Annotated in this window: 23 protein-coding genes and 1 pseudogene; 13 read left to right on the top strand and 11 right to left on the bottom strand. The window is 44.2% G+C overall.

Annotated elements, in window-relative coordinates:
• Positions 1-157: 157 nt before the first annotated feature.
• Positions 158-1,690, bottom strand: a complete 1,533-nt coding sequence (locus JGK36_RS10835) for an NB-ARC domain-containing protein (RefSeq protein ID WP_293196869.1) — start codon at positions 1,688-1,690, stop codon at positions 158-160.
• 215 nt (positions 1,691-1,905) lie between these two features.
• Here JGK36_RS10835 and JGK36_RS10830 point away from each other — a divergent pair, with 215 nt between their 5' ends.
• The 3 genes from JGK36_RS10830 (at position 1,906) to JGK36_RS10820 (ending at position 3,426) form a co-directional block, all read left to right on the top strand.
• Complete coding sequence (locus tag JGK36_RS10830) at positions 1,906-2,649, top strand: calcium-binding protein (protein WP_293196868.1); 744 nt, start codon at positions 1,906-1,908, stop codon at positions 2,647-2,649.
• Between the two features lie 343 nt (positions 2,650-2,992).
• On the top strand, positions 2,993-3,205 hold the full coding sequence (locus JGK36_RS10825) for a type II toxin-antitoxin system HicB family antitoxin (protein ID WP_293196867.1): 213 nt from the start codon (positions 2,993-2,995) through the stop codon (positions 3,203-3,205).
• Positions 3,206-3,234: 29 nt separating this feature from the next.
• The gene (locus tag JGK36_RS10820; RefSeq protein ID WP_293196889.1) at positions 3,235-3,426 is read left to right on the top strand and encodes a type II toxin-antitoxin system HicA family toxin; all 192 of its coding nucleotides are present in this window, start codon (positions 3,235-3,237) and stop codon (positions 3,424-3,426) included.
• A gap of 407 nt (positions 3,427-3,833) precedes the next feature.
• Here the strand turns inward: JGK36_RS10820 and JGK36_RS10815 are convergent, their stop codons facing one another.
• Both JGK36_RS10815 and JGK36_RS10810 read right to left on the bottom strand, forming a co-directional pair.
• Positions 3,834-5,012: a M20 family metallopeptidase gene (locus JGK36_RS10815; protein WP_293196866.1), complete on the bottom strand. Its 1,179-nt coding sequence runs from the start codon at positions 5,010-5,012 to the stop codon at positions 3,834-3,836.
• Positions 5,013-5,252: 240 nt separating this feature from the next.
• A complete protein-coding gene (locus JGK36_RS10810; RefSeq protein ID WP_293196865.1) occupies positions 5,253-5,486 on the bottom strand; it encodes a helix-turn-helix transcriptional regulator in 234 nt (77 codons plus the stop codon).
• Between the two features lie 214 nt (positions 5,487-5,700).
• Here JGK36_RS10810 and JGK36_RS10805 point away from each other — a divergent pair, with 214 nt between their 5' ends.
• Positions 5,701-5,928, top strand: a complete 228-nt coding sequence (locus JGK36_RS10805) for a hypothetical protein (RefSeq protein WP_293177229.1) — start codon at positions 5,701-5,703, stop codon at positions 5,926-5,928.
• A 109-nt stretch (positions 5,929-6,037) separates the two neighbouring features.
• Here JGK36_RS10805 and JGK36_RS10800 read toward each other — a convergent pair.
• The 6 genes and pseudogenes from JGK36_RS10800 to JGK36_RS10775 all read right to left on the bottom strand — a co-directional run.
• Positions 6,038-6,838 (bottom strand): annotated as a pseudogene (locus JGK36_RS10800) (DUF3226 domain-containing protein); the annotation flags it as partial.
• Between the two features lie 35 nt (positions 6,839-6,873).
• On the bottom strand, positions 6,874-8,013 hold the full coding sequence (locus tag JGK36_RS10795; protein WP_293196863.1) for an AAA family ATPase: 1,140 nt from the start codon (positions 8,011-8,013) through the stop codon (positions 6,874-6,876).
• Complete coding sequence (locus JGK36_RS10790) at positions 8,000-8,248, bottom strand: type II toxin-antitoxin system VapB family antitoxin (RefSeq protein ID WP_293177235.1); 249 nt, start codon at positions 8,246-8,248, stop codon at positions 8,000-8,002. Before JGK36_RS10790 ends, JGK36_RS10795 begins: the two co-directional genes overlap by 14 nt.
• Before the next feature lie 282 nt (positions 8,249-8,530).
• Entirely contained in the window at positions 8,531-10,318 is a 1,788-nt protein-coding gene (aspS, locus tag JGK36_RS10785) for an aspartate--tRNA ligase (RefSeq protein ID WP_293177237.1), read from the bottom strand.
• A gap of 74 nt (positions 10,319-10,392) precedes the next feature.
• Positions 10,393-10,566 carry a hypothetical protein gene (locus JGK36_RS10780; RefSeq protein ID WP_293177239.1) on the bottom strand — a complete coding sequence of 58 codons (174 nt, stop codon included), beginning with the start codon at positions 10,564-10,566 and terminating at the stop codon, positions 10,393-10,395.
• Between the two features lie 938 nt (positions 10,567-11,504).
• Positions 11,505-13,148 carry a trypsin-like peptidase domain-containing protein gene (locus tag JGK36_RS10775; RefSeq protein ID WP_293196862.1) on the bottom strand — a complete coding sequence of 548 codons (1,644 nt, stop codon included), beginning with the start codon at positions 13,146-13,148 and terminating at the stop codon, positions 11,505-11,507.
• Positions 13,149-13,594: 446 nt separating this feature from the next.
• On the opposite strand from JGK36_RS10775, the gene JGK36_RS10770 reads away from it, so the two are divergent.
• Entirely contained in the window at positions 13,595-13,942 is a 348-nt protein-coding gene (locus JGK36_RS10770) for a DUF2442 domain-containing protein (protein ID WP_293196861.1), read from the top strand.
• 107 nt (positions 13,943-14,049) lie between these two features.
• On the opposite strand, the gene JGK36_RS10765 is transcribed toward JGK36_RS10770, so the two are convergent.
• On the bottom strand, positions 14,050-14,748 hold the full coding sequence (locus JGK36_RS10765; protein ID WP_293190457.1) for a pirin family protein: 699 nt from the start codon (positions 14,746-14,748) through the stop codon (positions 14,050-14,052).
• Between the two features lie 138 nt (positions 14,749-14,886).
• On the opposite strand from JGK36_RS10765, the gene JGK36_RS10760 reads away from it, so the two are divergent.
• Together JGK36_RS10760 and JGK36_RS10755 are read left to right on the top strand one after the other, a co-directional pair.
• Positions 14,887-15,219, top strand: a complete 333-nt coding sequence (locus JGK36_RS10760) for a helix-turn-helix domain-containing protein (RefSeq protein ID WP_293196860.1) — start codon at positions 14,887-14,889, stop codon at positions 15,217-15,219.
• 200 nt (positions 15,220-15,419) lie between these two features.
• On the top strand, positions 15,420-15,818 hold the full coding sequence (locus JGK36_RS10755) for a DUF4112 domain-containing protein (RefSeq protein ID WP_293196859.1): 399 nt from the start codon (positions 15,420-15,422) through the stop codon (positions 15,816-15,818).
• Between the two features lie 378 nt (positions 15,819-16,196).
• On the opposite strand, the gene JGK36_RS10750 is transcribed toward JGK36_RS10755, so the two are convergent.
• Positions 16,197-17,222: a low specificity L-threonine aldolase gene (locus JGK36_RS10750; RefSeq protein WP_293196858.1), complete on the bottom strand. Its 1,026-nt coding sequence runs from the start codon at positions 17,220-17,222 to the stop codon at positions 16,197-16,199.
• Positions 17,223-17,301: 79 nt separating this feature from the next.
• Here JGK36_RS10750 and JGK36_RS10745 point away from each other — a divergent pair, with 79 nt between their 5' ends.
• The 6 genes from JGK36_RS10745 (at position 17,302) to JGK36_RS10720 (ending at position 23,192) form a co-directional block, all read left to right on the top strand.
• Positions 17,302-17,514 (top strand): DUF2997 domain-containing protein, encoded by a 213-nt coding sequence (locus JGK36_RS10745; protein WP_293177253.1) that lies wholly within the window; start codon positions 17,302-17,304, stop codon positions 17,512-17,514.
• 11 nt (positions 17,515-17,525) lie between these two features.
• Positions 17,526-18,308 (top strand): XRE family transcriptional regulator, encoded by a 783-nt coding sequence (locus tag JGK36_RS10740; RefSeq protein WP_293177255.1) that lies wholly within the window; start codon positions 17,526-17,528, stop codon positions 18,306-18,308.
• Positions 18,309-18,328: 20 nt separating this feature from the next.
• On the top strand, positions 18,329-20,125 hold the full coding sequence (locus tag JGK36_RS10735; RefSeq protein WP_293177257.1) for an Hsp70 family protein: 1,797 nt from the start codon (positions 18,329-18,331) through the stop codon (positions 20,123-20,125).
• Between the two features lie 109 nt (positions 20,126-20,234).
• Positions 20,235-21,098 (top strand): bifunctional class I SAM-dependent methyltransferase/HIT family protein, encoded by an 864-nt coding sequence (locus JGK36_RS10730; RefSeq protein WP_293177259.1) that lies wholly within the window; start codon positions 20,235-20,237, stop codon positions 21,096-21,098.
• A gap of 173 nt (positions 21,099-21,271) precedes the next feature.
• Positions 21,272-21,841: a hypothetical protein gene (locus JGK36_RS10725; RefSeq protein WP_293177261.1), complete on the top strand. Its 570-nt coding sequence runs from the start codon at positions 21,272-21,274 to the stop codon at positions 21,839-21,841.
• 169 nt (positions 21,842-22,010) lie between these two features.
• A complete protein-coding gene (locus JGK36_RS10720; protein WP_293177263.1) occupies positions 22,011-23,192 on the top strand; it encodes a DUF262 domain-containing protein in 1,182 nt (393 codons plus the stop codon).
• The last annotated feature ends 4 nt before the right edge of the window (positions 23,193-23,196 follow it).

Here is a 23,196-nt window from a genome sequence, read left to right as displayed (position 1 = left end):
TCTCGCCACTAAACACAAAATTTCGTAGAAACCCGGTTTCTAGCCTCCCATAAAAATAGTTGTGTCCTCAGAAACCGGGTTTCTGCGTAGATTTCTCGCTACTAAACACAAAATTTCGTAGAAACCCGGTTTCTAGCCTCCCATGAGAAGCCTGAAACTATCCAACCTTTAGGAACTGGTTTTTCACATACTCCATCAATACAGGCTGGAGTGTGAAAAGCGTTTTCTCACCTTGTTTCACTTTTTCAATTAATAAACGCCGTCTCAAGGATTGCACAGCTTGTAATAAGGCTGATGGGGATAATTCCAGATTGGCTGAAAATTTGGATATTTCAACTGGTGTGGCTTCACGAGCTAACCAGGATATCACTTGTTTTTCTGAGTCAAATAGGCGATCGCACTGCTGGTGCAGCAGAGATTCTAAATCACCTAAAAATAGGGTATCATAGGAGAGAAACTCGGAAACGCTGCCGCCGAATAAATCTTGAATCATAGTTGCAACTATATTTAACCATAAGGGATTGCCTCGGTAAAGGTCAATCAGTTGTGACCATTTCTCCTCTTCTGCTAATCTTTTCTCTCTGAATATTTCCCGTGCTTCCGCGCCCAAACCGTTGAGTTGCAGCGATTTACAAGGACGATTTTCGCCTTCTAGGGCCGCAATTTCTCTGGGCTTTTCCCAACTCAGGAGGATTAGGCAACTGTTGTGGGATGATGCTGCTAATTCTTTGAAGAATGTGCCGTAATTTTCATAGCCTGGTTGGTAATTGCCTGCGAGTTGTCCGCTGCTGAAAATTGTTTGTATGTCATCAATGATGATGAGACAGCGGGATGAACGCAAATGCTCAATAAGTGATGGCAATTTAATTTCTTGTTGCTGCGAAACGAATTGAATTAAGTTTGTTTGCAGGGTTTGCAGGGGTGGAGAATTGCGGAGACTGCGGTAAATAATATAGTCAAATTCATGTTGAACTTCTGGGATTAGTTGGAGAGTTAGTGACGTTTTGCCAATGCCAGATAAGCCGTATATGGTGATGAGACGGGTGCGGTTTTCCCAAATCCACTGCTTGAGGGTGGTGAGTTCAGATGTGGGGTTATAGAATAAGTTGGGTTCTGGTGCATCGGATAAGTCTAGTCGTTTTTTAGGCTGAGTATTGCTACAGGTCACCTGATTCTGCTTTTCTAACTTTGCTGTTTCTAAGGATTGAAGATAGTTCCCACAAACCAGAGCTATTTCATTCTCTTGTAGGGGCGGTGTCCCCGTGCCTGCCCGAGCTCTCAAACACATACAAAATGTAGACAAATAGGGTCGGCGTAGGGACACTACCCCTACAAAATTATCGTTTTCTTGAGAATGAAACAGCCCTATTCCCAAAACACTGGAATTATCATTTTGTGCAGAATATTTTCCAATTTTTGATTCAACTATGGATAATTGCAATCTTTCCACTGTATATCCAAAGTTAGATTGATTGATGTCTTCACCTAATATCTCTGATAAAAGCTTCCATAATTGTGCTGCGACTTTCTTGACATGAGCTTCGCTACGGTGGCAGTTTGTGGCAATTTCCGGGTATTTCTGGCGTTGCCAAGTACCGCGCAGTATACCTTCTTGTAGGTGATTGAGGTGTTTGCCTGTGTTAGTGAATAGGATTTGGTCAGCTATTTTTAAGACTTCTTGAATGTCCATAGGTCGAGTCGAGGTTTGGGTTTTGCCTATTGCAATCCTACCTTATCCTACTATTTGATATTTCAGCCACTAAATCCTACTTTATGCGACTGAGATCGATCGGGATAGGTAAAAGAATCCCTACTAAATCCTATTGATTTGACTTGATTTCAGTATTTTTTTCACATATGCTAAGAATTCAGGACGAAATAAATTTCAGGAATTTCTAAGAAGTCATGGCTAACATCGATATTGCAAATACTCCTAATGCACAAGGCACAGAGGGTGATGATGTCATTCGTGATACTGATGGGGGCCGCAGAACGCTGGGCTTGGGGGGTAATGATAGGATCTTTGGCAGGGGTGGCAATGATGAACTGTTCGGGAATCTGGGGCGTGACTCACTAGATGGTGAGGGCGGGTTTGATACCCTCTACGGTGGTAAAGATGCAGATTCTCTTGACGGTGGACTTGACGATGACATTTTGTTTGGGAATGCGGGCACTGATACTGTTAGGGGTGGAAGTGGCAACGATCAAATATTTGGGGGGCGTGATAACGACTGGCTATTGGGTGGCGACGGCGAGGACATTTTATCTGGAGATTTAGGTTTTGATGTTCTGACTGGAGGATCTGGACGAGACAGGTTTATCATTCAAGATGAAGTGGCTACTAATACAGTAGATTTTCTGAACGATTTCTTCCCTGGGGAAGACAAAATTGTACTTCCAAAAGGTCTGACATTTGCTGACATCGAAGTCCTGACATTTCAAGCTGCTGGGTTGAATCCAGTTTTTGTGGAGAGGCAGTTTGAACCCTCGCCGTCTCCATTCAATGCCATCTCTAGTGGTAGCGATCTAAATCTAGCTCTACGAGTTAAATCAACTAATCGAATTATTGGACTTTTGGATCGAAATCCAACTTCTGGTGTTCGTCTAACAGCAGCGAGCTTGACAGCAGCGGACTTTATCAGCAGTTGAGGATTCTGCTATGCTGGCCGGTAGCCTGTCGCTATCGGAAATAAGCTGGGAGGGTGAAAACCGCTGCGATTTATCGAGGGGTTGAAACCTGACTCAACGGGTTTTAGCCTAATGAAAGGGGCGATTCGGCGAAGACAAATAGGCTGTGACGCATCGCATTTTTTGATGATAGAGCGATCGCCTTTCAATTTAAAAATAACCACAAGGCGATCGCCCTTACATCCCAATTTGTCAAAAAGTGCGATCGCCCATCTTCCCCCCCTATACTTGTAAAAACTATTCATCCGAGATACACTAGGTAATAGAAAGCAAGCAACCTTAGATGATGGAAGCGAAAACCATAATGAAAACCCAAAGCTTCACCGCCATCATTTACAAAGAAGAAGATATGTATATTGCCGAATGTCCAGAAGTGGGCACAGTTGACCAAGGCGAAACCATAGAAGAAGCGATCGCCAACCTCAAAGCAGCTACAAGGCTCTATCTCGAAGAGTGTCCTTTACCCGACGAAATCACTCCCAGGTTTGTAACTAGCATAGAGGTTAGCTATGCCTAGATTGCCCAGAATATCAAGTAAGCGAAGTAATTCGCGTACTAGAACGTCTAGGCTTTTATCAAGCTAGGCAAACGGGTAGCCATGTTGTCCTCAAAAAAGCTCTCCCCGATGGAGAAATTGTTTGCGTTGTGCCACTCCACCGCGAGCTAAAAATTGGTACACTTAGCGGTGTTCTAAAGCAAGCAAAGGTCACACCTGATGAGTTTATAGCGAGTTTATAATAGCTAAACTCATCATCATAATTCGCATCCCGAATATTCAGTTTTGATTGAAGGAGCTTGGGTCATGGCTAGCATTTCTTAGCAGTGACTTAAATAGTTATAGTAGATAGTTTTACAAGATTCGTAATTAAAGTTATAGTATAAAGCTCTTCATTACCTGAAAGAATTGGTTTAAAGCCGGAACCCCGATCGGGAGAAATCGCGACACACCCTACAGCTATAGCAGTTGACAGTTACAGAGTACGGCAATCAAACCGTTTATGCTGTAGGTTCTTGTCTCCATTCATCAGGTCATTTATGCCCTCACCGATGTGGCGGTTGCTATACAGTAAATATTGGGTAAGGTGTGTCGCTATTAGATTGTCGCTATTCGTTGAGGAATTGTCGATCGCGACACACCCTACAACTTATTTTTGTTTCCAATATTGACAAGCAGCATAGGCCAAAGTGACAGCGCCGGTCACAATCGCGGCTTCATCCACCTCAAACTGCGGGTGATGGAGGGGATAGTTAGGTTTGTCAGTTAATCCCACTCCCAAACGAAACATCGTTCCTGGCGCGTGTTCTAGATACATCGAAAAATCTTCCGCGCCGAGGGATGGTTCTGGTAAAATTTGAACGCGCGATCGCCCTAAAGCTTCCAAAGCCGCCGCTTCGAGTAATTGGGTAAGTTTTGGATCGTTTTGGACTCCCGGTACACCGCGCTTGTAGGTGAGTTCGTACTTAGCGCCGTAAGTCGCGCAGACGCTAGACACAATTTGTTCGATCCAAGCCGGCAGTTTTTCGTGGGTTTCAGGATGGAGCGATCGCACCGTGCCCAATAATTTTACGCGATCGGCAATCACATTTGGTGCACGTCCGCCGCTAATTTGCCCGATCGTCAAAACCACAGGCCTCAACGGATTTTGTGTGCGACTAATCGCCTGCTGCAAAGTAGTAATAATCTGAGAAGCAATCCAAATTGCATCGATCGCCTCGTGGGGACGCGCACCGTGCCCAGATTCACCCATCACAATCAATTCTAGGTCATCTGCCGCCGCTGTCAGTGCCCCGTGGCGGATGCCGATCGAACCGCCGGGAATCGTCGGAAAAACGTGCAGTCCGAGGATGCCATCAACATCTTTCATCGCCCCATCTGCAATCATCCAGCGCGCGCCTTGGGCTATCTCCTCTGCCGGCTGAAACAAGAAGCGGACATGACCAGGTAATTTTTCTTCCAACTGAGCTAATATCATCGCCGCGCCCAAACCGACGGTGGTGTGGATGTCGTGGCCGCAAGCGTGCATGACTCCTGGGTTTTTCGAGGAAAACTCTAAATTGGTGCGTTCTTGCATCGGTAAAGCGTCCATATCGGTGCGAATTGCCAGCCACCGGGACTCGTTGCTATTACCTTTGAGTTCGCCGATGACGCCGGTTTTGCCGATTCCTTCAGTGGCGCGAACTCCACTAGATGCCAAAACTCCGGCTACATAGGCCGCTGTTTGATGTTCTTGGCCGCTGAGTTCGGGGTGCGAGTGGATGTGGCGGCGAATTTCGATTAAGCGGGGGGCGAGGCTGGTTGCTAGTTCTTGGATGCGGGGAAGCATGAATTTTGTTGGGGAGTGCGTTAATTAACTAAGGTAACGCATATGCTTGGCTGTGACACTGAGATTTGTTTTTATTAACCGCAGAGGGCGCAGAGGGCGCAGAGAAAAGAGGGGAAAGAGAGTTAGTTAGAGATGGGAAATAATTGTGTCTTTATTATTCATCTCTCTCTTCTCTTCCTCCGTGTTCTCTGTGTCCTCTGCGGTTTAATAATAATTTTGAAATAACAGTAAACAACGATGTCATTTTTCGCGATCGGGCTCGTCCTCTTCATATACCATTAAATCCCCCGGCTGACAATTCAGTGCTCTGCACAAAGCGCTGAGGGTTGCTTCGTCGATTCGGGTGAGTCGGCGACGGGTTTTGATTTTCGACACAGATGTGGGGTGCATCCCAATTAAAGTAGCCAATTCTTTATTGCTGATATTGCGATCGGCCATCACAACTGCCAATTTCCAACGAATCACTGCTGACACTCAACTGCTGGCCATGATATTGCAAGCTGATGTTACCATTCTGCAACCTTCAATTTTCCTTAAATTGCCGTAACGACAATATAAATTGTCGTTACGCTTGACAAGCGGCAGCGATTGAACTAGACTCAGGATGTACAAACGGAAAAGCGATCGCCCCCTGGCCTAGAAAACTTAAGGGCGATCGCAATTCCACTATTCGTGTAATTCAAACCCTATGATATCACAGCCCAAGTCCGTTCCCGAACTGCTCCGGGAAGAAATTCCTGATGTACCTCAAGGCAAAAAACCGATTCGTTTGTTGTTGTGTGGCGTTCCCAAAGGGGTAGACAGCATTGTTAATCTGCTGCACGTTTTGGGTTTTGCACAAGTTGGAGAGTGGAGTCCGCCTGTACCGTCGCCTCTAGCGGGTGAGGTGATTCGGATTTTAACTCGTTACTGGTAAGAATGATTGTGGAGGTCGATCGCACTTTTCAAAAGTTCCCCAGTAGGGACACAGCATTGCTGTGTCCTTACAGATATTGCGTACAATGTACCAGATTCGATCGTGTTTATCAACTCAACTCCAAAAGTTGCCTCAAAAACTCAATAAAATTTGCCAAAGCAGGAACCTGCTGCTGTGTCTCTTTACTCACCCAATTATTATCAGCAATACTTGTTGTATTAGTCTTCCCCGGTTTGAGAACACTGACAACAGTAGCAACTAAAGCTTTTTCGCGATCGAAATTTTTCCAGTTTAAAGATCTTATCTCTTTTTGAGAAAATTCATCGAGATCGGAAAACTCATCTAGATAAGAATCTAGATAAGAATTAGCTCTTTTCATGTACGCGGGATAAGCTATCTGTCCGCACTCACACAGCAAAGTATCCAACACACCGGGCGAAGCGTTATCTGGCAAAATATAAATTCCTGTACGCGGGCTATTAGAATTGACAACACCCGCTCGATCGGGCAAATCAGGAAAGTAGTTGCGGAATTTATTAGTATATTCTGAAACAATTTTATTGGGATTTGACTTATTATCACAATCGGTAACTATGCCAAATGCCGACAAGTTTGTTTGATACTCAGAATTATTAGATAATATATCATCTAGATTAGTAACAAGGTTGGTTCCTTCACCAGCATAAATTACTACGGAGACAGTATCATTAAACAAAATAGATGGCATATCAAGACGTTTGTACAAATCTCCTTGTTTGGGATAACGGGGAATAAACTTATGCCAAAATTTGTCAAATTTACTTTCCAATTCTTTTGACATATCCAATCTTGTCAACTTATCCAATTTGTTCCACTCTTCTCTAAAATCTTTAAAACCCAAAAGCTTCAGAACCTTCCCTGTAAATGCCTGGTCATGAGGCCCTTATACTCCAATAATGGCGTATTTCACACGCGCACCTCCTGACCCAAATCCTCCCGCAATCTTTGCAATCTTTCCCGTTGAATTCTAACTGCTTTAGTTTGTGACTCTTGTTTCTCTAAACGATAAAGAACTACATCCGTCTCCGAATCGCTAGCATCCAACATCGCATCAATTGCTTCTAAACTGTGGGTAGTTGCAAATAACTGAACATTCATCTGCTTGCACCACTGCACAATCCAAGCAAAGGAACTGCGAAGTGCTTCAGTATGAATTGCTGTTTCTATTTCGTCAATTAGCAACACTCCACCTCTGACTTTTGCCAATGTTAAAGAAATAAATAGCAAGCGACGTACTCCATCACCAAAAGAGCTTAATGGTGAAAATCCTAATACTTTATGGTTGATATAGATACTTGGACTAAACTCTCCAAGTGATAAAATTTCCAAGTCTACTATTTCCGCATCTACAATCTGAAGTAATTTAATTACCTCGTCTTTCAATCCCCGTAGTATTGCCTGCGATAGAAGATGAGACTCTAATTTTTCCATCCTGTGAGAAACAGGTGTGACCATATTAATTGGCAATCTTGGGTATAAATGATTAGACTGACTTATCAGCCTTTGACGTGGCCATATTTCAAAATTTTCTGATACTTCATTCCCTAAGAAAAGTACGATACCTTCTGGCGGATCGCGAAGTATTGCTTTGAGTTCTATGTTGGCACCACGTATACTCTTATATTCAAGATCTTCATAAGATTCTAGCCAATCTTCAGTGCTATCTTCGATATCTTTTTCTGATTGAAATAGCATTTCTATCTCATTATAGACTGCCCTAGATTCTACAACTTGGAAGCTACCATTCCCAGAAATATAGGTTTCCCCTAGGTAAAGAATGGGTTTAGGTACTTCATTCTTTTGAGGAAATAACCACTTGAAAGCATCTAATGGAATTTTGGGAGAGGCCTTGATTTCTCGGCGCCCTGCTGTTTTCAACCATTCTCCGATATCCAACGGCTGACAATAGGTTGATATCGCCTCTAAAACACTGGTTTTACCTGAGTTATTCCCGCCAACCAAAATGTTGATCTGGCCCAAGCCCTGCAAGGTTAAATCTCGCAGGCCTCGGAACCGATGGATGGTTAAATTGTCAATGTGTTTCATAATTATGACTTACGCATTTCAACGGAGATGCTTCGCTTCGGTTTTCCCGCAAGGCTTTGTAATCGTAGTCGCTCGAAAATTGAATTTGTCCGCTTAAATCCAGTAGGTTTCGCTTTTTACGGGTGCGAATTAATTCTTGCAAAGCAAAGTCAATCAGTTCTTGTTCTGTCTTGAAATTGGTTAAGCGAAAGGCTTCTTTAACCAACTCTTCGTTAAGTTCAACGGGGGTTTTCATGGTTAATCTTTCATCTCATTGTAATGATACTTACCAGCCACGATCGCAATTTGTCGATCCGTAACTTGGGAAACGAATAGTTTTTACCTATTTTTGATTATGATAATTATAACGTTTTTAGTTTAATGACAACGAAGTATTCTCGGAAAAAACCCGATTTCTGACTACCCACAAATCAAAGAAACCGGGTTTTTCGCAGTTTCTGGGAGGTGTGACGAGTATTCTGGAAAAAACCCGGTTTCTCGCCACCCATCCACTATTCATTGAAGGTGTTTTACATACCTATGTCTTCGGTACATAAGTCGATCGCACTTGCAACTCCTTCATCTGCTTCTCATCCACACCAGACGGCGCATTTGCCAAAATACAACGCGCTTGCTGCGTCTTCGGAAACGCAATCACATCCCGAATCGACTCCTCGCCAGCCAACAACATTACCAGGCGATCGACACCATAGGCAATTCCGCCGTGGGGAGGAGTTCCATACTCAAACGCATCCAACAAAAAGCCAAACTTATTGTAAGCTTCCTCAGTCGATAAGCCGATCGCCTCAAACACCCTTTCCTGAACATCCCGCTGGTAAATCCGCAGAGAACCACCACCGACTTCTGTGCCGTTTAACACCAAATCGTAAGCTTGAGCTCTCGCAGTCTTCAGATCGTCAATATCATCGGGATGCGGGGCTGTAAATGGGTGGTGCAATGCTTCCAAACGCTTCTCATCAGCGTTCCATTCAAACATCGGAAACTCTGTCACCCACAGCAAATTCATCTTGTCTTTGTCAATCAATCCCAATTCGTTACCGATGCACAAACGCAATCTATCCAAAGTCTTATTGACAGTTGTGACATCGGCTGCTGCAAATAACAACAAATGACCTGGTTGTGCACCAGTGCGATCGAGCAATTCCTGTTTTTGAGCCTCTGTTAAATTATCCTTAATTGCGCCGATCGTATCAATTTCGCCATTCTCCCGCACCCGGATATAAGCTAATCCCTTAGCCCCGGCTTCGCTGGCTTCCTTAAACAAATCGCCACCCGGCTTAATTCGCACATTAGAAATCGCATCATTCCCGCCCGGAATTGGCAAAATTTTCACAATTCCGCCCGCAGCAACCGCACCGGAAAACACCTTAAATCCCGAATCTTTCATCAAATCGGAAACATCGACTAATTCCATACCGAAGCGAGTATCTGGTTTATCGCTACCATAACGATCCATCGCTTCGGCGTAAGTCAAACGCGGGAAAGGACGAGGCAATTCCACGCCTTTCACACTTTGGAAAATATTGCAGACTAAACCTTCATTTAATTCGAGGATTTCTTCCACAGACATGAAACTCATTTCCATGTCCAATTGCGTAAATTCCGGCTGTCTGTCAGCGCGCAAATCTTCATCGCGGAAGCAGCGGGCAATTTGATAATATCTGTCTAAACCCGAAACCATCAGCAATTGTTTGAACAATTGTGGCGACTGCGGCAAAGCATACCATTCGCCCAAATTGACGCGACTGGGAACCAAATAATCTCTCGCACCTTCGGGAGTCGATCGCGTTAAAATCGGTGTTTCAACTTCAATAAAACCGCCAACGTCTTCGAGGTGGCGACGCATAGCTTTGATCACCTGGTGACGAAGCTGCAAATTTCGACTCATACGATCGCGCCGCAAGTCCAAATAGCGATATTTCAAGCGCAAATCTTCGCGCACGCTTTCATTATCCGCCGTCGAAACCTGAAACGGTAACTGTTTGCGAACCGCATTCAACAACTCAATCTCATCAGCGTAAATTTCTACTTCACCCGTAGGCAATTTAGGGTTGAGGGAATCTGCGGGGCGGCTGGTGACTCTACCTGTAATTTTCACCACGTATTCGCCGCGCAAAGCCTCAGCCCCGTGATAGGAATCTGGGGTGCGTTGGGGATCGCTGACAATTTGCACTAAGCCCGATCTATCGCGCAAATCGAGAAAAATCACCCCGCCATGATCGCGGCGGCGATCCACCCATCCGTAGAGGGTGACAGTTTGTCCGATGTGTTCGCTTCGCAGTTCGCCGCAGTAGTAAGTTCTCATGGTTGGGGGTTTGTGGACTAAAAATAAAGCTTTTTAATTATGCAGTATGCCTGAACATTGTGCTGAATGCAAATTCAAGGGCGATCGCGATCGTGGTTTTGGTGTTGAGTGCAGTAGAGTGCAAGTGTCCGCCCAACCATAGCATTCTTGAAAGCTCTTCTGTTGTATTGGCTGAACCCTGAAAGCTTTAAGCCGTAACGCTTAATCCCAGTCGCACCGAAACTGCGCGCGCGATCGGCTATTGACATTACCTCTGTCCAGTTGACAGTAATATTGAGTTTGATATATTGTAACGGATTCAGGTTTATATGAAGCTATCGTAGCATTAGAGTCAGAAGGATTGCTGTGTTCAGAGCCGTTGAAAGTAAATAAACAAGCCTTATCCAAATATTTACTGCTTCTTTTGATCGGTTTACTGACCCCCCATAATTTCTTAAATTCCTTGTGAGTCACGTGGGTAATTCAAAGTATTGTCGTTTTACCAACCTATGTAACGTATTATGAGAAACTTTGATTCCAAGGAAAGTTTCTCGGGAGCATCTCAGTTTGGCATTTATAGTGCTGTCCCCGCTCGCGAGTAGAATACGCGAGCGGAGACAGCACTATAATAAAAAAATGCTTTTTGCCAAACTGAGATGCTCCCAGTTTCTCGCATCTTTTTCTGCCATTTGATAAGATTCATTGGCACTGATTAATAGATCGCATTTTTCCATGCTCGGGCTAAGGAATGAGAATTAAATAACTTACAATCTTTATTGCTCTTGTGGGATGGGCGTCCCGCCCGTCCGTCCTTTCTGGACGGGCGGAAGAGGCCATCCCACAAACTTGTGTAAATTATTTAATTTGCGCTCCTTAATTTCTGATTCTGCTGAAAAGAAAACTTGCCTATTACTGGTCTGACTTTTATAATATTGCCTGCTGTACAGATTTTTCTAGACTTTCAAAACTTTTTAGTTCCATTGCATCTATATTTAGGTGAATAATTTCTGCCACCGCTTTTAAGTGGGATTATATTGATTGCTGGTGTGCTGGTGTGATTTTAATTACCTCATGTTTTTTTGGAATTTTTACTACAAGGTTTTTCATTTGAGACATTTTTGAAGAGATTTGCATTCATTGAGATGCCTCCGTTACCTCGCTTGAATAGCCGATTCACTCCCCACTGTGCGGTTAATTAAAAAAAATCTTAACTTCTTTTCCAAATCTTAATTTCCCCCAACCAACCCGCACTCACAATAGTCTTAGCATCTGCGCTAATTCCTACAGCAGTAACATAGCCAGAATGTCCGCTCAAATTACCTCTCAATTGACCCGATCGCACATCCCACAGTTTTACACTCTTATCCCAACTCCCAGTAACCAGTATACTCCCATCCCGACTGATTGCCAGCGACCAAACTCCATCGGTATGTCCGCTCAAACGCCGAATTAATTGACCGTTTCCGACATTCCACAACCCGACAGTACCGTTGCTGTTGCCGGCCGCCAAAGTTTTGCCATCGGGAGTAAAAGCGAGGGACAAAACAGACAAGTTCTTGCCGCCAATCGTGCGAATTGCTGCACCTGTAGTTAAATTCCACAACCTAATTGAACCATCTTTGCTGCCACTAGCTAAAGTTTGGCGATCGGGACTAATTGCAACAGCATTCACTAATCCAGAATGCCCGGTTAAAGTCCGCAGCAATGCCCCTGTTTTCGCATTCCAAATCTTAATCGTTTTGTCCCAACTGCCGCTCGCGACAAATTGAGCGTCTGGACTGACGGCAACACTCGAAACAGCGCCAGAATGCCCGCTCAAAGTGCGGACAACCGCGCCTGTTTCTAAATTCCAAATTTTTACAGTTTTGTCGTCACTGCCGCTAGCTAACACGTTTCCATCCGCACTCGATGCCAGGGCGTTTACCGCTTCCGCGTGTCCTTGCAGCGTAGTTTTTAATTGCCCGCTGGGGAAGTTCCAAACAGAGATTGTGCCGTTACTATTTCCTGTGGTAAAAGCAGTGGAAGCTAGAGCAAGCGAACTGACAACTTCTGAAGGCCCTTTGAGGGTATTTGTGGCTGCAAAGGCGATCGCACTTCCGGGCTTCTGAGGCGGATTATTGACAGCAGTTTTCGGATTTGCGGCTGTTGGCGATTGGGGAAGGACTGGTAGCGAAATAGTCGATCGCCATTTCATGATATTACTGATTTCTACTCCCGCTGCCACGATTTTATCCGAATTGTCCTCTAACCTGACAATGCCGTTAATTGCGACAACTTTTCCCGCATCGTCAAGCACTGGGCCGCCGCTCATTCCCGCCCTAACTAAGTTGTTGTATACCAAAGTATAGCCATTTAATGGAGTTTGGCGGCCGGTAAATTGACCTTCGGTAGCGATGAAAATCGGTTGTCTCAGGGAACCGCCGGATATTGGCCAGCCAGCCACATAGGCTCTTTTTCCGGGAGTTGCTGGGGAATTAGCTAATTGGGCGAGGGGGTAGCTTTGAGGGCTGCTGATGGTGACGATCGCGATATCCGCACCGGGCATTCGCCGCACCAGGCCGTATGATACAGAGTGAGCTTGACCGTCGGGAGTTACAACCTCGTAATCGCCAGGTTTATCGACTACGTGCCAGTTGGTGAGTATATAGTACGTGCTACCTTGTTTTTCTAAAATTACTCCGGAACCGCCTTTTGTGCCTTGGATCCGTACCGTGATTTGTTTGGCGACGGTTTTAACTGCGTCGGCGGTTAAGGCTAGGGCGATTGGAGGTGAGGTGAGTGGGATGAGGGCGATCGCACTTAGGGCGATCGTAGCACTCAAAATAGCCGGAATTGTTCTGCTGTAGTTCATGATTGTGTCAATTTAACATACCCACATATCAACAGACGGATTAGTTTTCCGGTTTGTGGCGCGTTGGTGGTTGGGAATGGAAGGGTGTTTGCAAGTAAGGGTTAGTAGGGTGCGTCAGCTAGAGTTTTTAGTGGATAATTGAGAGTTTAAGAACTGACGCACCTTACAGCTAGGGGGTGCGTCAGTTTATGCAATTTCAAACAAGCCTCTCAACTTCGTACTGACGCACCCTACAACTATCAACGGACGGATGGGTTTTCCGCTTTGTAACATATTTTTACACAAAATGAGAATGTAAGGTTAGTAGGGTGCGTCAGTTAGAGTTTTTAGTGGATAATTGAGAGTTTAAGAACTGACGCACCTTACAGCTAGCAGGTGCGTCAGTTTATGCAATTTCAAACAAGCCTCTCAACTTCGTACTGACGCACCCTACAACTTGACTTATAATGGTATATAGAAACTGGAACAAAGAGTTAACAGAGGAAAATCTCCGAGATCGAATAGCCCAAGCCAAGCAAACATGGAAAACCGCTGAGGCTATAAAGCCGCGTGCCGAATCCGTGCATTACAATCAGTCGGAAGATTTAATTGTTATCAAACTCAAAAACGGTGCTATTTTCTGTTTTCCTCCGAGGCTTGCACAAGGCTTAGAAAGTGCTTCACCAGAACAACTTGCTGATGTTTGGCTGCCGCCTTCCGGTAGCAGCGTACACTGGGAAAGCTTAGATGTTGATTTTGGCATTCCCGAACTTATCGCAGGTATTTTTGGGACAAAATCTTGGATGGCTAATTAATTTCTTAGTCTCTTAGAGAGGGACTTTGTTTGTGTAGGATCGGTTTGAACCGCCGAGTGGCTCAAATCCCCGATTTTTCTAATAATTCGGGGATTTCGCCTTAAATTTTATGCTAGATCGAAGAGCAAAAACTCCGCATCTTCTGTCGCTTCAATTACCAACTCAGCCTCATCACTAACCGCCGCACCGTCACCCTTTTCTAAAGTCAAGCCGTTGAGCAAAACAGCACCGCGAGCAACTTGTATCCAAGCATGGCGATTTGGCTGCAAAACATGAGAAACCCGCGAGTTTTTATCCAAAACTGCTGCATACAAATCGACATCTTGATGCACTTTTACTGCACCATCTCTCGCATCTCGCGCCGCAACTAAGCGCAGTTTCCCGCGCCTTTCTACTACGGGAAAATCCCGCTGTTCGTAACTCGGCTCTAAGCCATTTGTATCGGGCAACAGCCAGATTTGCAGCAAATGAACTGGGTCAGTTTGTGAGGGATTGAACTCGCTGTGTTGGATGCCCGTACCTGCACTCATCCGCTGTACTTCACCGGGTTTGATTACTGCGCCGGTACCTAAACTGTCTTTGTGTTCTAACGCTCCTTCCAGTACATAGGTAATGATTTCCATGTCGCTGTGCCCGTGAGTGCCGAAACCTTTGCCGGGGTTAACGACATCCTCATTGATTACCCGCAACGACCGAAAATTCATATAATTGCGATCGTAATAATTGGCAAAAGAAAATGTGTGGTAACTGTCCAGCCAACCATGATTAGCGTGTCCTCTTGCTTCACTTTTTCTGACTGCAATCATTTTCTCAATCCTCCTTCGATTTTAGATTTTAGATGTGGGAATGACTTCGGGTATTGATCGGATGTTTCTACTTTAAACCAAGTCAAGCTATTATGGGAAGTACGCACTTAAAAGTGCGGTAGTTACCAAAAAGATACTATGCAAGCTAAAGAAGGAACTATTGAGCGCGCAAATTGCCCGGTAGAAAGAACTTTAGAGGTGATTGGCGGGCGCTGGAAAGTCTTAATTCTGCGGGAGCTATTTCAAGGAGTGAAGCGTTTTAATGAGCTGCAACGAGCTGTCAACGGCATTACTCAGAAGATGCTGACGCAGCAGTTGCGGGAGATGGAGTCAGATGGGATTGTTCATCGGGAAATTTACCTGCAAGTTCCGCCGAAAGTTGAATATTCGCTCACACCTTTGGGCGAAAGTCTTAAACCGATTATTGATTCGATGCACGAATGGGGAATTAAGCATCTTAACTATAGTTAAGTTTATTGAAGCGTAGCTAATTCCCAATTTGCGATCGTCGCCGACTATATCATAAAATAACCCTTATAAAGTTTGTAGTGAGGACTTCAGTCCTCTCTGATTTGAAGAGGACTGAAGTCCTCACTACGAACCTGTCAGGGCGATATTTTTTCCGTCTTCCGACTGATGTCGTTTTTTCCAGCTAGTCCAACAATAATAATATGAACAAAATAGAGCGTCTCGCCACCCTCAACCGCATCCGCAAACTCAGCCGCCTGATGGATACCGCCATTGGCATACCCGGTACTAAATTTCGCATTGGTTTAGATCCCATTATCGGTTTAGTTCCCGGTGCTGGGGATATAGTAGATACTGCGTTTTCTGCCTACTTAATTTATTTGGCAACTCAATTCAACATTCCGCCCAAAACTCTAGGCAAAATGATTTACAATATTAGTTTGGAAGCTGTTATTGGCTCAGTGCCTTTAGTCGGAGATATTTTCGATGCTTTTTATAAGTCAAACATGAGAAATCTGGCGCTTTTGGAATCGCACCTCGAAGCAGAGGAACCCGAATTAGCAGCAGTTGCAGAACCTATTCATGAATCGATTAAACTCTAGGCGTCTACTTCACCAAAAATCCCAGCCAAAAACCGAAAATCTCAAAAACCTGCCCCACCCAGCGGTAAATTTACATCTACATTTTCTGCATCAAACCGTAGGGGCGGGTTCGCCAAAAATCTCATCCAACAAACAACAATCTCAAAAACCCGCCCCCACCCAACGATAAATCTAAATCTACATTTTTAGTATTTGATAGAAATTAACGTTGATGTGGGTTATTGGTTGTGTGGGGGCGGGTTTACCTAAATTTTTTGTGGGTATTAAAGATGTTTGCGAACCCGCCCCTACCGAATTATAAAAATCTGTAAGGGCGTATTCACAGAAAGATTTATCATCACGAAAAGGTTCAATAAACCCGCTCTTACAATTTAAAATTTATACAGAATAGCGTTTAACAGCTTCCACGAAAGCATTAACATCTTCTTCTTTAGTATTAAAAGCTGTTACCAGTCTAATAGTAGAGTTATCCCACCGATAAAACAGAAAACCCTCAGCTAAAACCGCTGCAATTACAGATTCGGGAAGCTGCACAAAAATCTCGTTAGCTTCGACGGGATGGCAAAACTTGACTTTCTCAACTCCGGCCAAACCTTCGGCTAATTTAGCTGCCATCTTATTGGCGTGAGTCGCATTTTTTAGCCACAAATCATCCGTTATATATGCTTCCAACTGCGCCGACAAAAACCGCATCTTTGAGAACAGATGCCCGCTGCGCTTGCGGTAAAATGGGAAAGTCTTTGCTAATTCTTGATTGAAAAATACCACAGCTTCCGCAGCCATTGCGCCGTTTTTTGTCGCTCCAAATGAGAGGATATCCACGCCTGTGCGCCAAGTGATATCGGCAGGAGCACAGCCCAAACTCGCCACAGCGTTAGCAAAGCGAGCTCCATCCATATGTAGGTGCAAATTGTGGCGGCGCACAACTTCCGAAATCTGGGCAATTTCCGCTGGATGGTATACTGTGCCGGCTTCTGTGGCTTGCGTGATGCTGACGGCGGCGGGCTGTACGTGGTGGACTACTCCTGCACCAGCGCGATCGACTATTTCACCTAAAGTCTCTGCCTCTATCTTAGCATGATTTCCTGTTACTGTCACTAACTTTGCACCGCCCGTAAAAAACTCCGGCGCGCCGCATTCATCCAGATTAATATGAGATTGGGCGTGACAGTAAACAGCCCCGTAAGCAGGAGTCATCACCGCCAGGGCCAAAGCATTAGCAGCAGAACCGGTGGCTACAGGAAAAACCGTCACCGATGTCTCGAACAAATCCGAGAATTTAACTTGCAAACGCTGCGTATATTCATCATCTCCGTAAGACATCGCAGCACCGCAATTAGCCGCTGCAATCGCTGCCATAATTTCCGGCGAAACCCCGGTTGCATTGTCGCTACAAAAATTCATTTGAATAATCGGTAAACAGAATCTATAATATAACTCAACAGTCAAAACTCAACCGTCAAGCATTAAACCAAGAGGAACTATGGCAGAGTACCGCCAAATAGAATACCGCATCGGCAAAGACGGCAAAATTACCGAAACCGTCCTCAACGCCACCGGTTCGAGTTGCACCGAAACCACTGCCGGAGTTGAAAAAGCCCTGGGCCAAGTAGAATCTCAAGAGTTGTTGCCAGAATACTATGAAGGCGAAGAAAATTTGACCGCCGAACAAACTCAGACTTTAAAACAAGTTTAGAAAAATTAACAATGTTCTATCTCCTCGGTGCAACAGTTGATATAACAACAGGGCCTGCCTTCGGTATCGCGCTAGCTGTCGGGGGCATTTTTCTAATTTTAGTGTACCTTTATGCTGCATCCGAGGCCGGAGATGCGATCGACTTTAAGTACGATACAATCCTCCGGGAACGCATGAATCAGCTAGATATCGTCGATTGGCAAGACTTAGGCGAAAAAGCAGGCTTAAGTCGCTTCGGGGTGCGCTTAGTGCGACAGGGAGACGTGGGAAAACTCACGCTAGACCAACTGCGGCGGCTGGCAACTGTGCTAAATTTGAATTTCCAGGAATTCGATCGCACTTTAAGCGCACTGCCCGTATCGGCTGCAATCACCACGAATCCCAGCGAAATCGAAGAATTGAAACAGCAGTGTTTCCGGCTGCGCGAAGAATTGCAGCAACAAAAAACTCAACTAACTACCGATTTTCGCCGCGCCACCTTTGAACAGTTGCAAACTTTGTTAACCAACTATCCCAGCGCCCGCAAAATGGCAGAAGCCAAGCCGAATATGCCCGCCAAAAATCTCTCGGCTTTGTTTACGCCCCTAGAAAATCTCTTGTCAAGTTGGGATTTTGAAACAATTGGTTCAGCTTGGGAACAAGTGACTTACAATCCGCAGTTGCACCAGCCGGATGTTGAAGATATAACAGAAGGAGAGTTAGTTTATATTCGGTTTGTCGGCTATCGAGATGGAGAGCAAATTCTTGCTCCAGCTAAAGTTAGTCGCAGCCTTCCACCGGGAATAACAAATTAAATTGAAAATCTAAAATAGACATGACTACAGTTGCAATAGACTTCGGTACCAGCAACACGGTTGTTTGCATTCTCAACCCGGATACGCAAACACCAGAAACTTTGAGATTTGGCGAAATGTCCCGCATTTTTAAGACCAAAAAATCGAACCCAGATGCCCTAGAAATACCTGTAGTTCCGACTTTAGTGTTTGTGAAAAATGCGGGAGAGTTGGTATTGGGAGAAAAAGTGCGATCGCAGCGTTTAGGACAATCCCAGCCCGATCGCTTTTTCAAAGCTTTTAAACGCGACTTGGCTGCCGATTATCAGCCCCCGGCCCGCAATATAGACGGTGAAAGCTACACGCCGGAATCAGTAGCTGAACAATTTATCAGAACTATATGGAAACAATTATATCAGCAAAACATACAACCAGATAAATTAATTTTTACAGTACCAGTCGGAGCATTTGAGCGATATCTTGATTGGTTTCGCGACTTAGCAGAATCTCTCGGAGTTGAGGAAGTTCAGCTAATAGATGAATCCACCGCCGCGGCTCTGGGATATGCCGTACAACGCCCCGGTTCTTTGGTTTTAGTAGTCGATTTTGGCGGCGGTACTTTAGACTTAAGTTTGGTTCGCACTGCTGTTACCCCCCCCTTACCCCCCCTTATAAAGGGGGGGAGAAATTTCGATCCTTCCCTTAGCAAAGGGGAGACAAATCTTGCTCCCCCCCTTAGCAAAGGGGAGACAAATCTTGCTCCCCCCCTTAGCAAGGGGGGGACAAATCTTGCTCCCCCCCTTAGTAAAGGGGAGACAAATCTTGCTCCCCCCCTTAGCAAGGGGGGGACAAATCTTGCTCCCCCCCTTAGCAAGGGGGGGCTGGGGGGGGTGCGCGCCGAAGTTTTGGCAAAATCCGATGCTTATGTCGGCGGTGAAGATATTGACATCTGGATTGTTGAAGATTATTTGCGGCAAATTGGTTCGTCGCGGGCCGAAGTTGGTGGCGTGGGCTGGCAAAATTTATTGGAGATAGCGGAAAAGTTAAAGATTCAAGTTTCTCAAGTTAATGAGGCGAAGGAAAGTTGGTTTGACGATGAGAATTTTATGTCCTATGACTTGGTGCTAAACCGAGATCAGCTTGAAGAAATCCTGGAATCTAGGCAGTTGTTGGAACAGTTGCGGGAAGCTTTAGATGAAGTGTTGAGCATTGCGCTGGGAAAAGGTATCGGTAAAGCAGATATCGAACAGGTTTTGCTGGTAGGAGGAACTTCTATGATTCCGGCTGTATCTAATTTAGTGGTTTCCTATTTTGGGCGACAAAAAGTCAAAACAGATAAGCCTTTTGAAGCTGTAGCCCACGGCGCTTTAGCCTTGACACAATTGGCGAGTGTTGACGATTATTTGCGCCACAGCTATGCAATTCGACTCTGGGAACCTTATGCTAAAGCTTATACTTATTCGCCGATTTTTAGCAAAGAAATGAAGTATCCTTGTGAAAGTTCCGAAGAGTTGACGCTGCAAGTTGCCATTGAAGGTCAAAGGGAAATTCGGTTAGATATTGGAGAAGTTGCGGAGGTGTCGCAAGCGGAGGTTACTTTTAACGAAAAAGGGCAAATGACGAGCAGTTTGCTCAACAAACACAGCGATTTTCGTTCTTTGGAAAGCCACCACCAGCAGGTTTGTGTGGCGCATTTGAATCCGCCTGGGGTGTTGGGGATTGACAGGGTTTCGGTGAGTTTTGAGGTGGATGAGAAGCGGGTGTTGTTGGCTACGGTGCGGGATTTGGTGACTGGTAAGGTTTTGGTGGCGAAAGGGGCGATCGCCAAACTGCAATAATGGTACAATTGTTATTAAGATAAGATTCGGCGATTGAAATCGCTTCTACACAAACAAAGTCCGCCTCCGCGGACTGAAGAATATCGATTTAAATCAAATTTATGTCGCCATGAAGAAGCAACAAAATAAATTCAGCCACCTCACAGCAATTGAAAGAATTTATCTGTCATTTCCGGCAAGATTTTTATTAGAGCAAAACTTGCTTCAAGGTAAAGTTTTAGATTTTGGGTGCGGCTTCGGTAGCGATGTTAAATTGTTGCAGCAAAAAGGCTTTGATATTGCAGGTTACGACTCTTATTATTTTCCTGAATTTCCCGAACATAAATTCGACACTATCATTTGCTTTTATGTTTTAAATGTCTTGTTTCCCGAAGAACAAGCGAATGTGCTGATGGAAGTCTCACACCTGTTAAAACCCGGAGGTAAAGCATATTTTGCCGTGAGAAGGGATATCAAAAAAGAAGGTTTTCGAGAACACTACGTCCACAAAAAACCTACCTATCAGTGCATTGTCAAACTTCCTTTTAAGTCGTCTCTCTTAAATGAGTCTTGCGAAATCTACGAATACGTGCATTACAACCATCAAAGAAATTCAACTAATAACTGCATATTCTGCAATCCGTACAAAAACCTAACTTTACTGACAGAATCAGCGACAGCATATGCAATTTTTGACGGTTATCCTGCCAGCCAAGGTCATGTTTTAATTGTTCCCAAACGTCACACTGCAAATTATTTTGAATTGCCGTTTCGAGAGCAATCGGCTTGCTGGTTTATGGCGAATAAGGTGCAAGAGATGTTAATTAAAGATTTTCAGCCTGATGGTTTTAATGTGGGTATCAATATTAATAAAGATGCGGGTCAAAGTCGCAGTCACGCTGCGATTCATGTTATCCCCCGCTACAGGGGCGATGCGGATGGAAATAAAGGCGGTATTAGATATGTGATTCCTCAAGTTAAAAATAAAAATTAGGAATTTGTGAAAGATTTTTTTAACGCAGAGGCGCAGAGAACGCGGAGAGAGAAGAGATGGATTTATAATTTTTGTAAGGATTGTGATATTTGAGCAAAGGGTGAGCAAAATAGAGTTAAAATGTGTTTGCCAAGTCTCAAACTACACATTAGCAGTAATTTGGTGTTCTGTTTATGTCTAAGCGCAAAAAGCAAGAATGGCTCAAGGAAACTCTAGAGCTTAAAGAAGACCACAATTGGAAGTCAAAGCCTGGAACTCGCATCTTTGTCGCTGGAAGAGGTGCAGTCCGCTTTGATGTTCCTCAAGATTGGCATTTTGAACCGGATACAAAGTCGTTCCGGTTTACGGATAAGAAACCGCCGGATGATGATTGTTGTTTGGAGGTTTCGTTTAATTTGTTACCTCCTGGTAATTGGGGAGAATTTCCGCTGGTGCCGCTATTACAGAAAATAGTTGAAGATGATACCAGAAATCCGATCGATCCTGGGGATATTATCCAATTGAAGCGGCAAACTGCTCGGGTTGTTTGGACCCAATTTAAGTTTATCGACCCTCCCGAACAGCGGGAAGCTTATTCGAGAATCTGTATCGGATTGGGTTCTAATGTTCAGTGTTTGATTACTTTTGATTACTGGGTTGATGATGCTGAACGTTTGACTTCTGTCTGGGATACGGTGATGGATTCGTTAGTTCTGGGTTTGTTTATTAGTGACCCTCGAACGGGTTTTGCACGTCCAGATTAGAGATATGCAGGGTTGGAAGCTTCGGGTTTTGTGGCTGTGTATCCCTGAGTTCTTGAAGAAGTCGGGGATTTCAAATAATTGACGATCGCAAGTTTGATAGATTTAAGTCGATCTGCCGATCGTGAAATGCTATAATTATTAACAAGTTGTGCTTAGGGAGACTACGGAAATGCAGCTCGCACCATTTGAAAAAAAGATGTGGAAGAGTTTGCCACAAAACACACCAGATCGTGGCAGATTCGATCGCGATATCCACCAGCGCTACGACTTCAAAGAAACACCAATCGTTACCGAAATCAACCGTGAAAAGCTTCCCCGGTTTGTTGAATCATTAAAGCTTTCTAATTATATAGAAATGCGATCGTTTTACCAAAGAAGGGGTCGTTGGAATTCGACGATGAAATCCCGATTGATAGAGTCATTTATTCTCAATATTCCCGTACCCTCAATAATTCTGTACAAACAAGATTTCAAGCCTTATGAAGTCTTGGATGGTCAGCAACGAATCTCTGCTATTCAAGAGTTTTATGAAAACAAGCTCAAACTGACAGGGCTGGAAATTTTGCCTGAATTAAACGGACATACTTATAACCGACTTCCTCTAAAAATTAGAGCTAATATCGATCGACGCTCCATATCATCAATAGCAATTCTTGCCGAATTAACCTCTAATCCTGAAGCAGACAAGTTCCTCAAACAGAAAACTTTTGAACGTCTAAATACTGGCAGATTAAACTTCAGCCAACAGGAAATGAGAAACATTTTGTATGCTGGAAAGTTCAATGAACTGTTGCTAAAATTAGCGCGCCATCCCATATTTGCTGAAGCTTGGGGAATTCCGACAGATAATAACAGCGGGGAGTTAGAGAAAAACAGTATTTATGAAAACATGGAAGATGCTGAATTAGTTTTGCGTTTTTTTGCCCTAAGGAATATAGAACATTATCAACTGGAAATGCCCGATTTTTTAGATTTATATATGACAAAAACTTGGAAACTTACCAACTTCGATATAAAATTTCTGGAAGATAATTTTATAGAAACTCTTAAACTAGCACATAAAGTTTACGGAAAGTATTTATTTAAGCCGTTCGATCCTCAATCTCAAACTTGGTCTCAACAATCCAATCGCTCCTATTATGATGTGACTATGCTTGGTTTTAGCAAGCGGTTACCTGATGCCCAGAAGTTTTTTTCTAAAAAATTGCAAAATCGAGTTATTGAAGAAACAAAAAACCTCTTTAACAAACCGGAAGCTCGTTTTTTGACAGGAGGTGGAACAACTAAAGCAGAGATTCAAGAGCGGCTCGGAATATTTGACGAAATGCTTTCACAAGTTATCGGAGAGTAACTTG

It is taken from the genome of Microcoleus sp. PH2017_35_SFW_U_B, assembly GCF_020737865.1.
Taxonomy (GTDB): domain Bacteria; phylum Cyanobacteriota; class Cyanobacteriia; order Cyanobacteriales; family Microcoleaceae; genus Microcoleus.
Note: the sequence above shows the minus strand (reverse complement) of the source record. Positions and strands in the feature narration are given on the sequence as shown.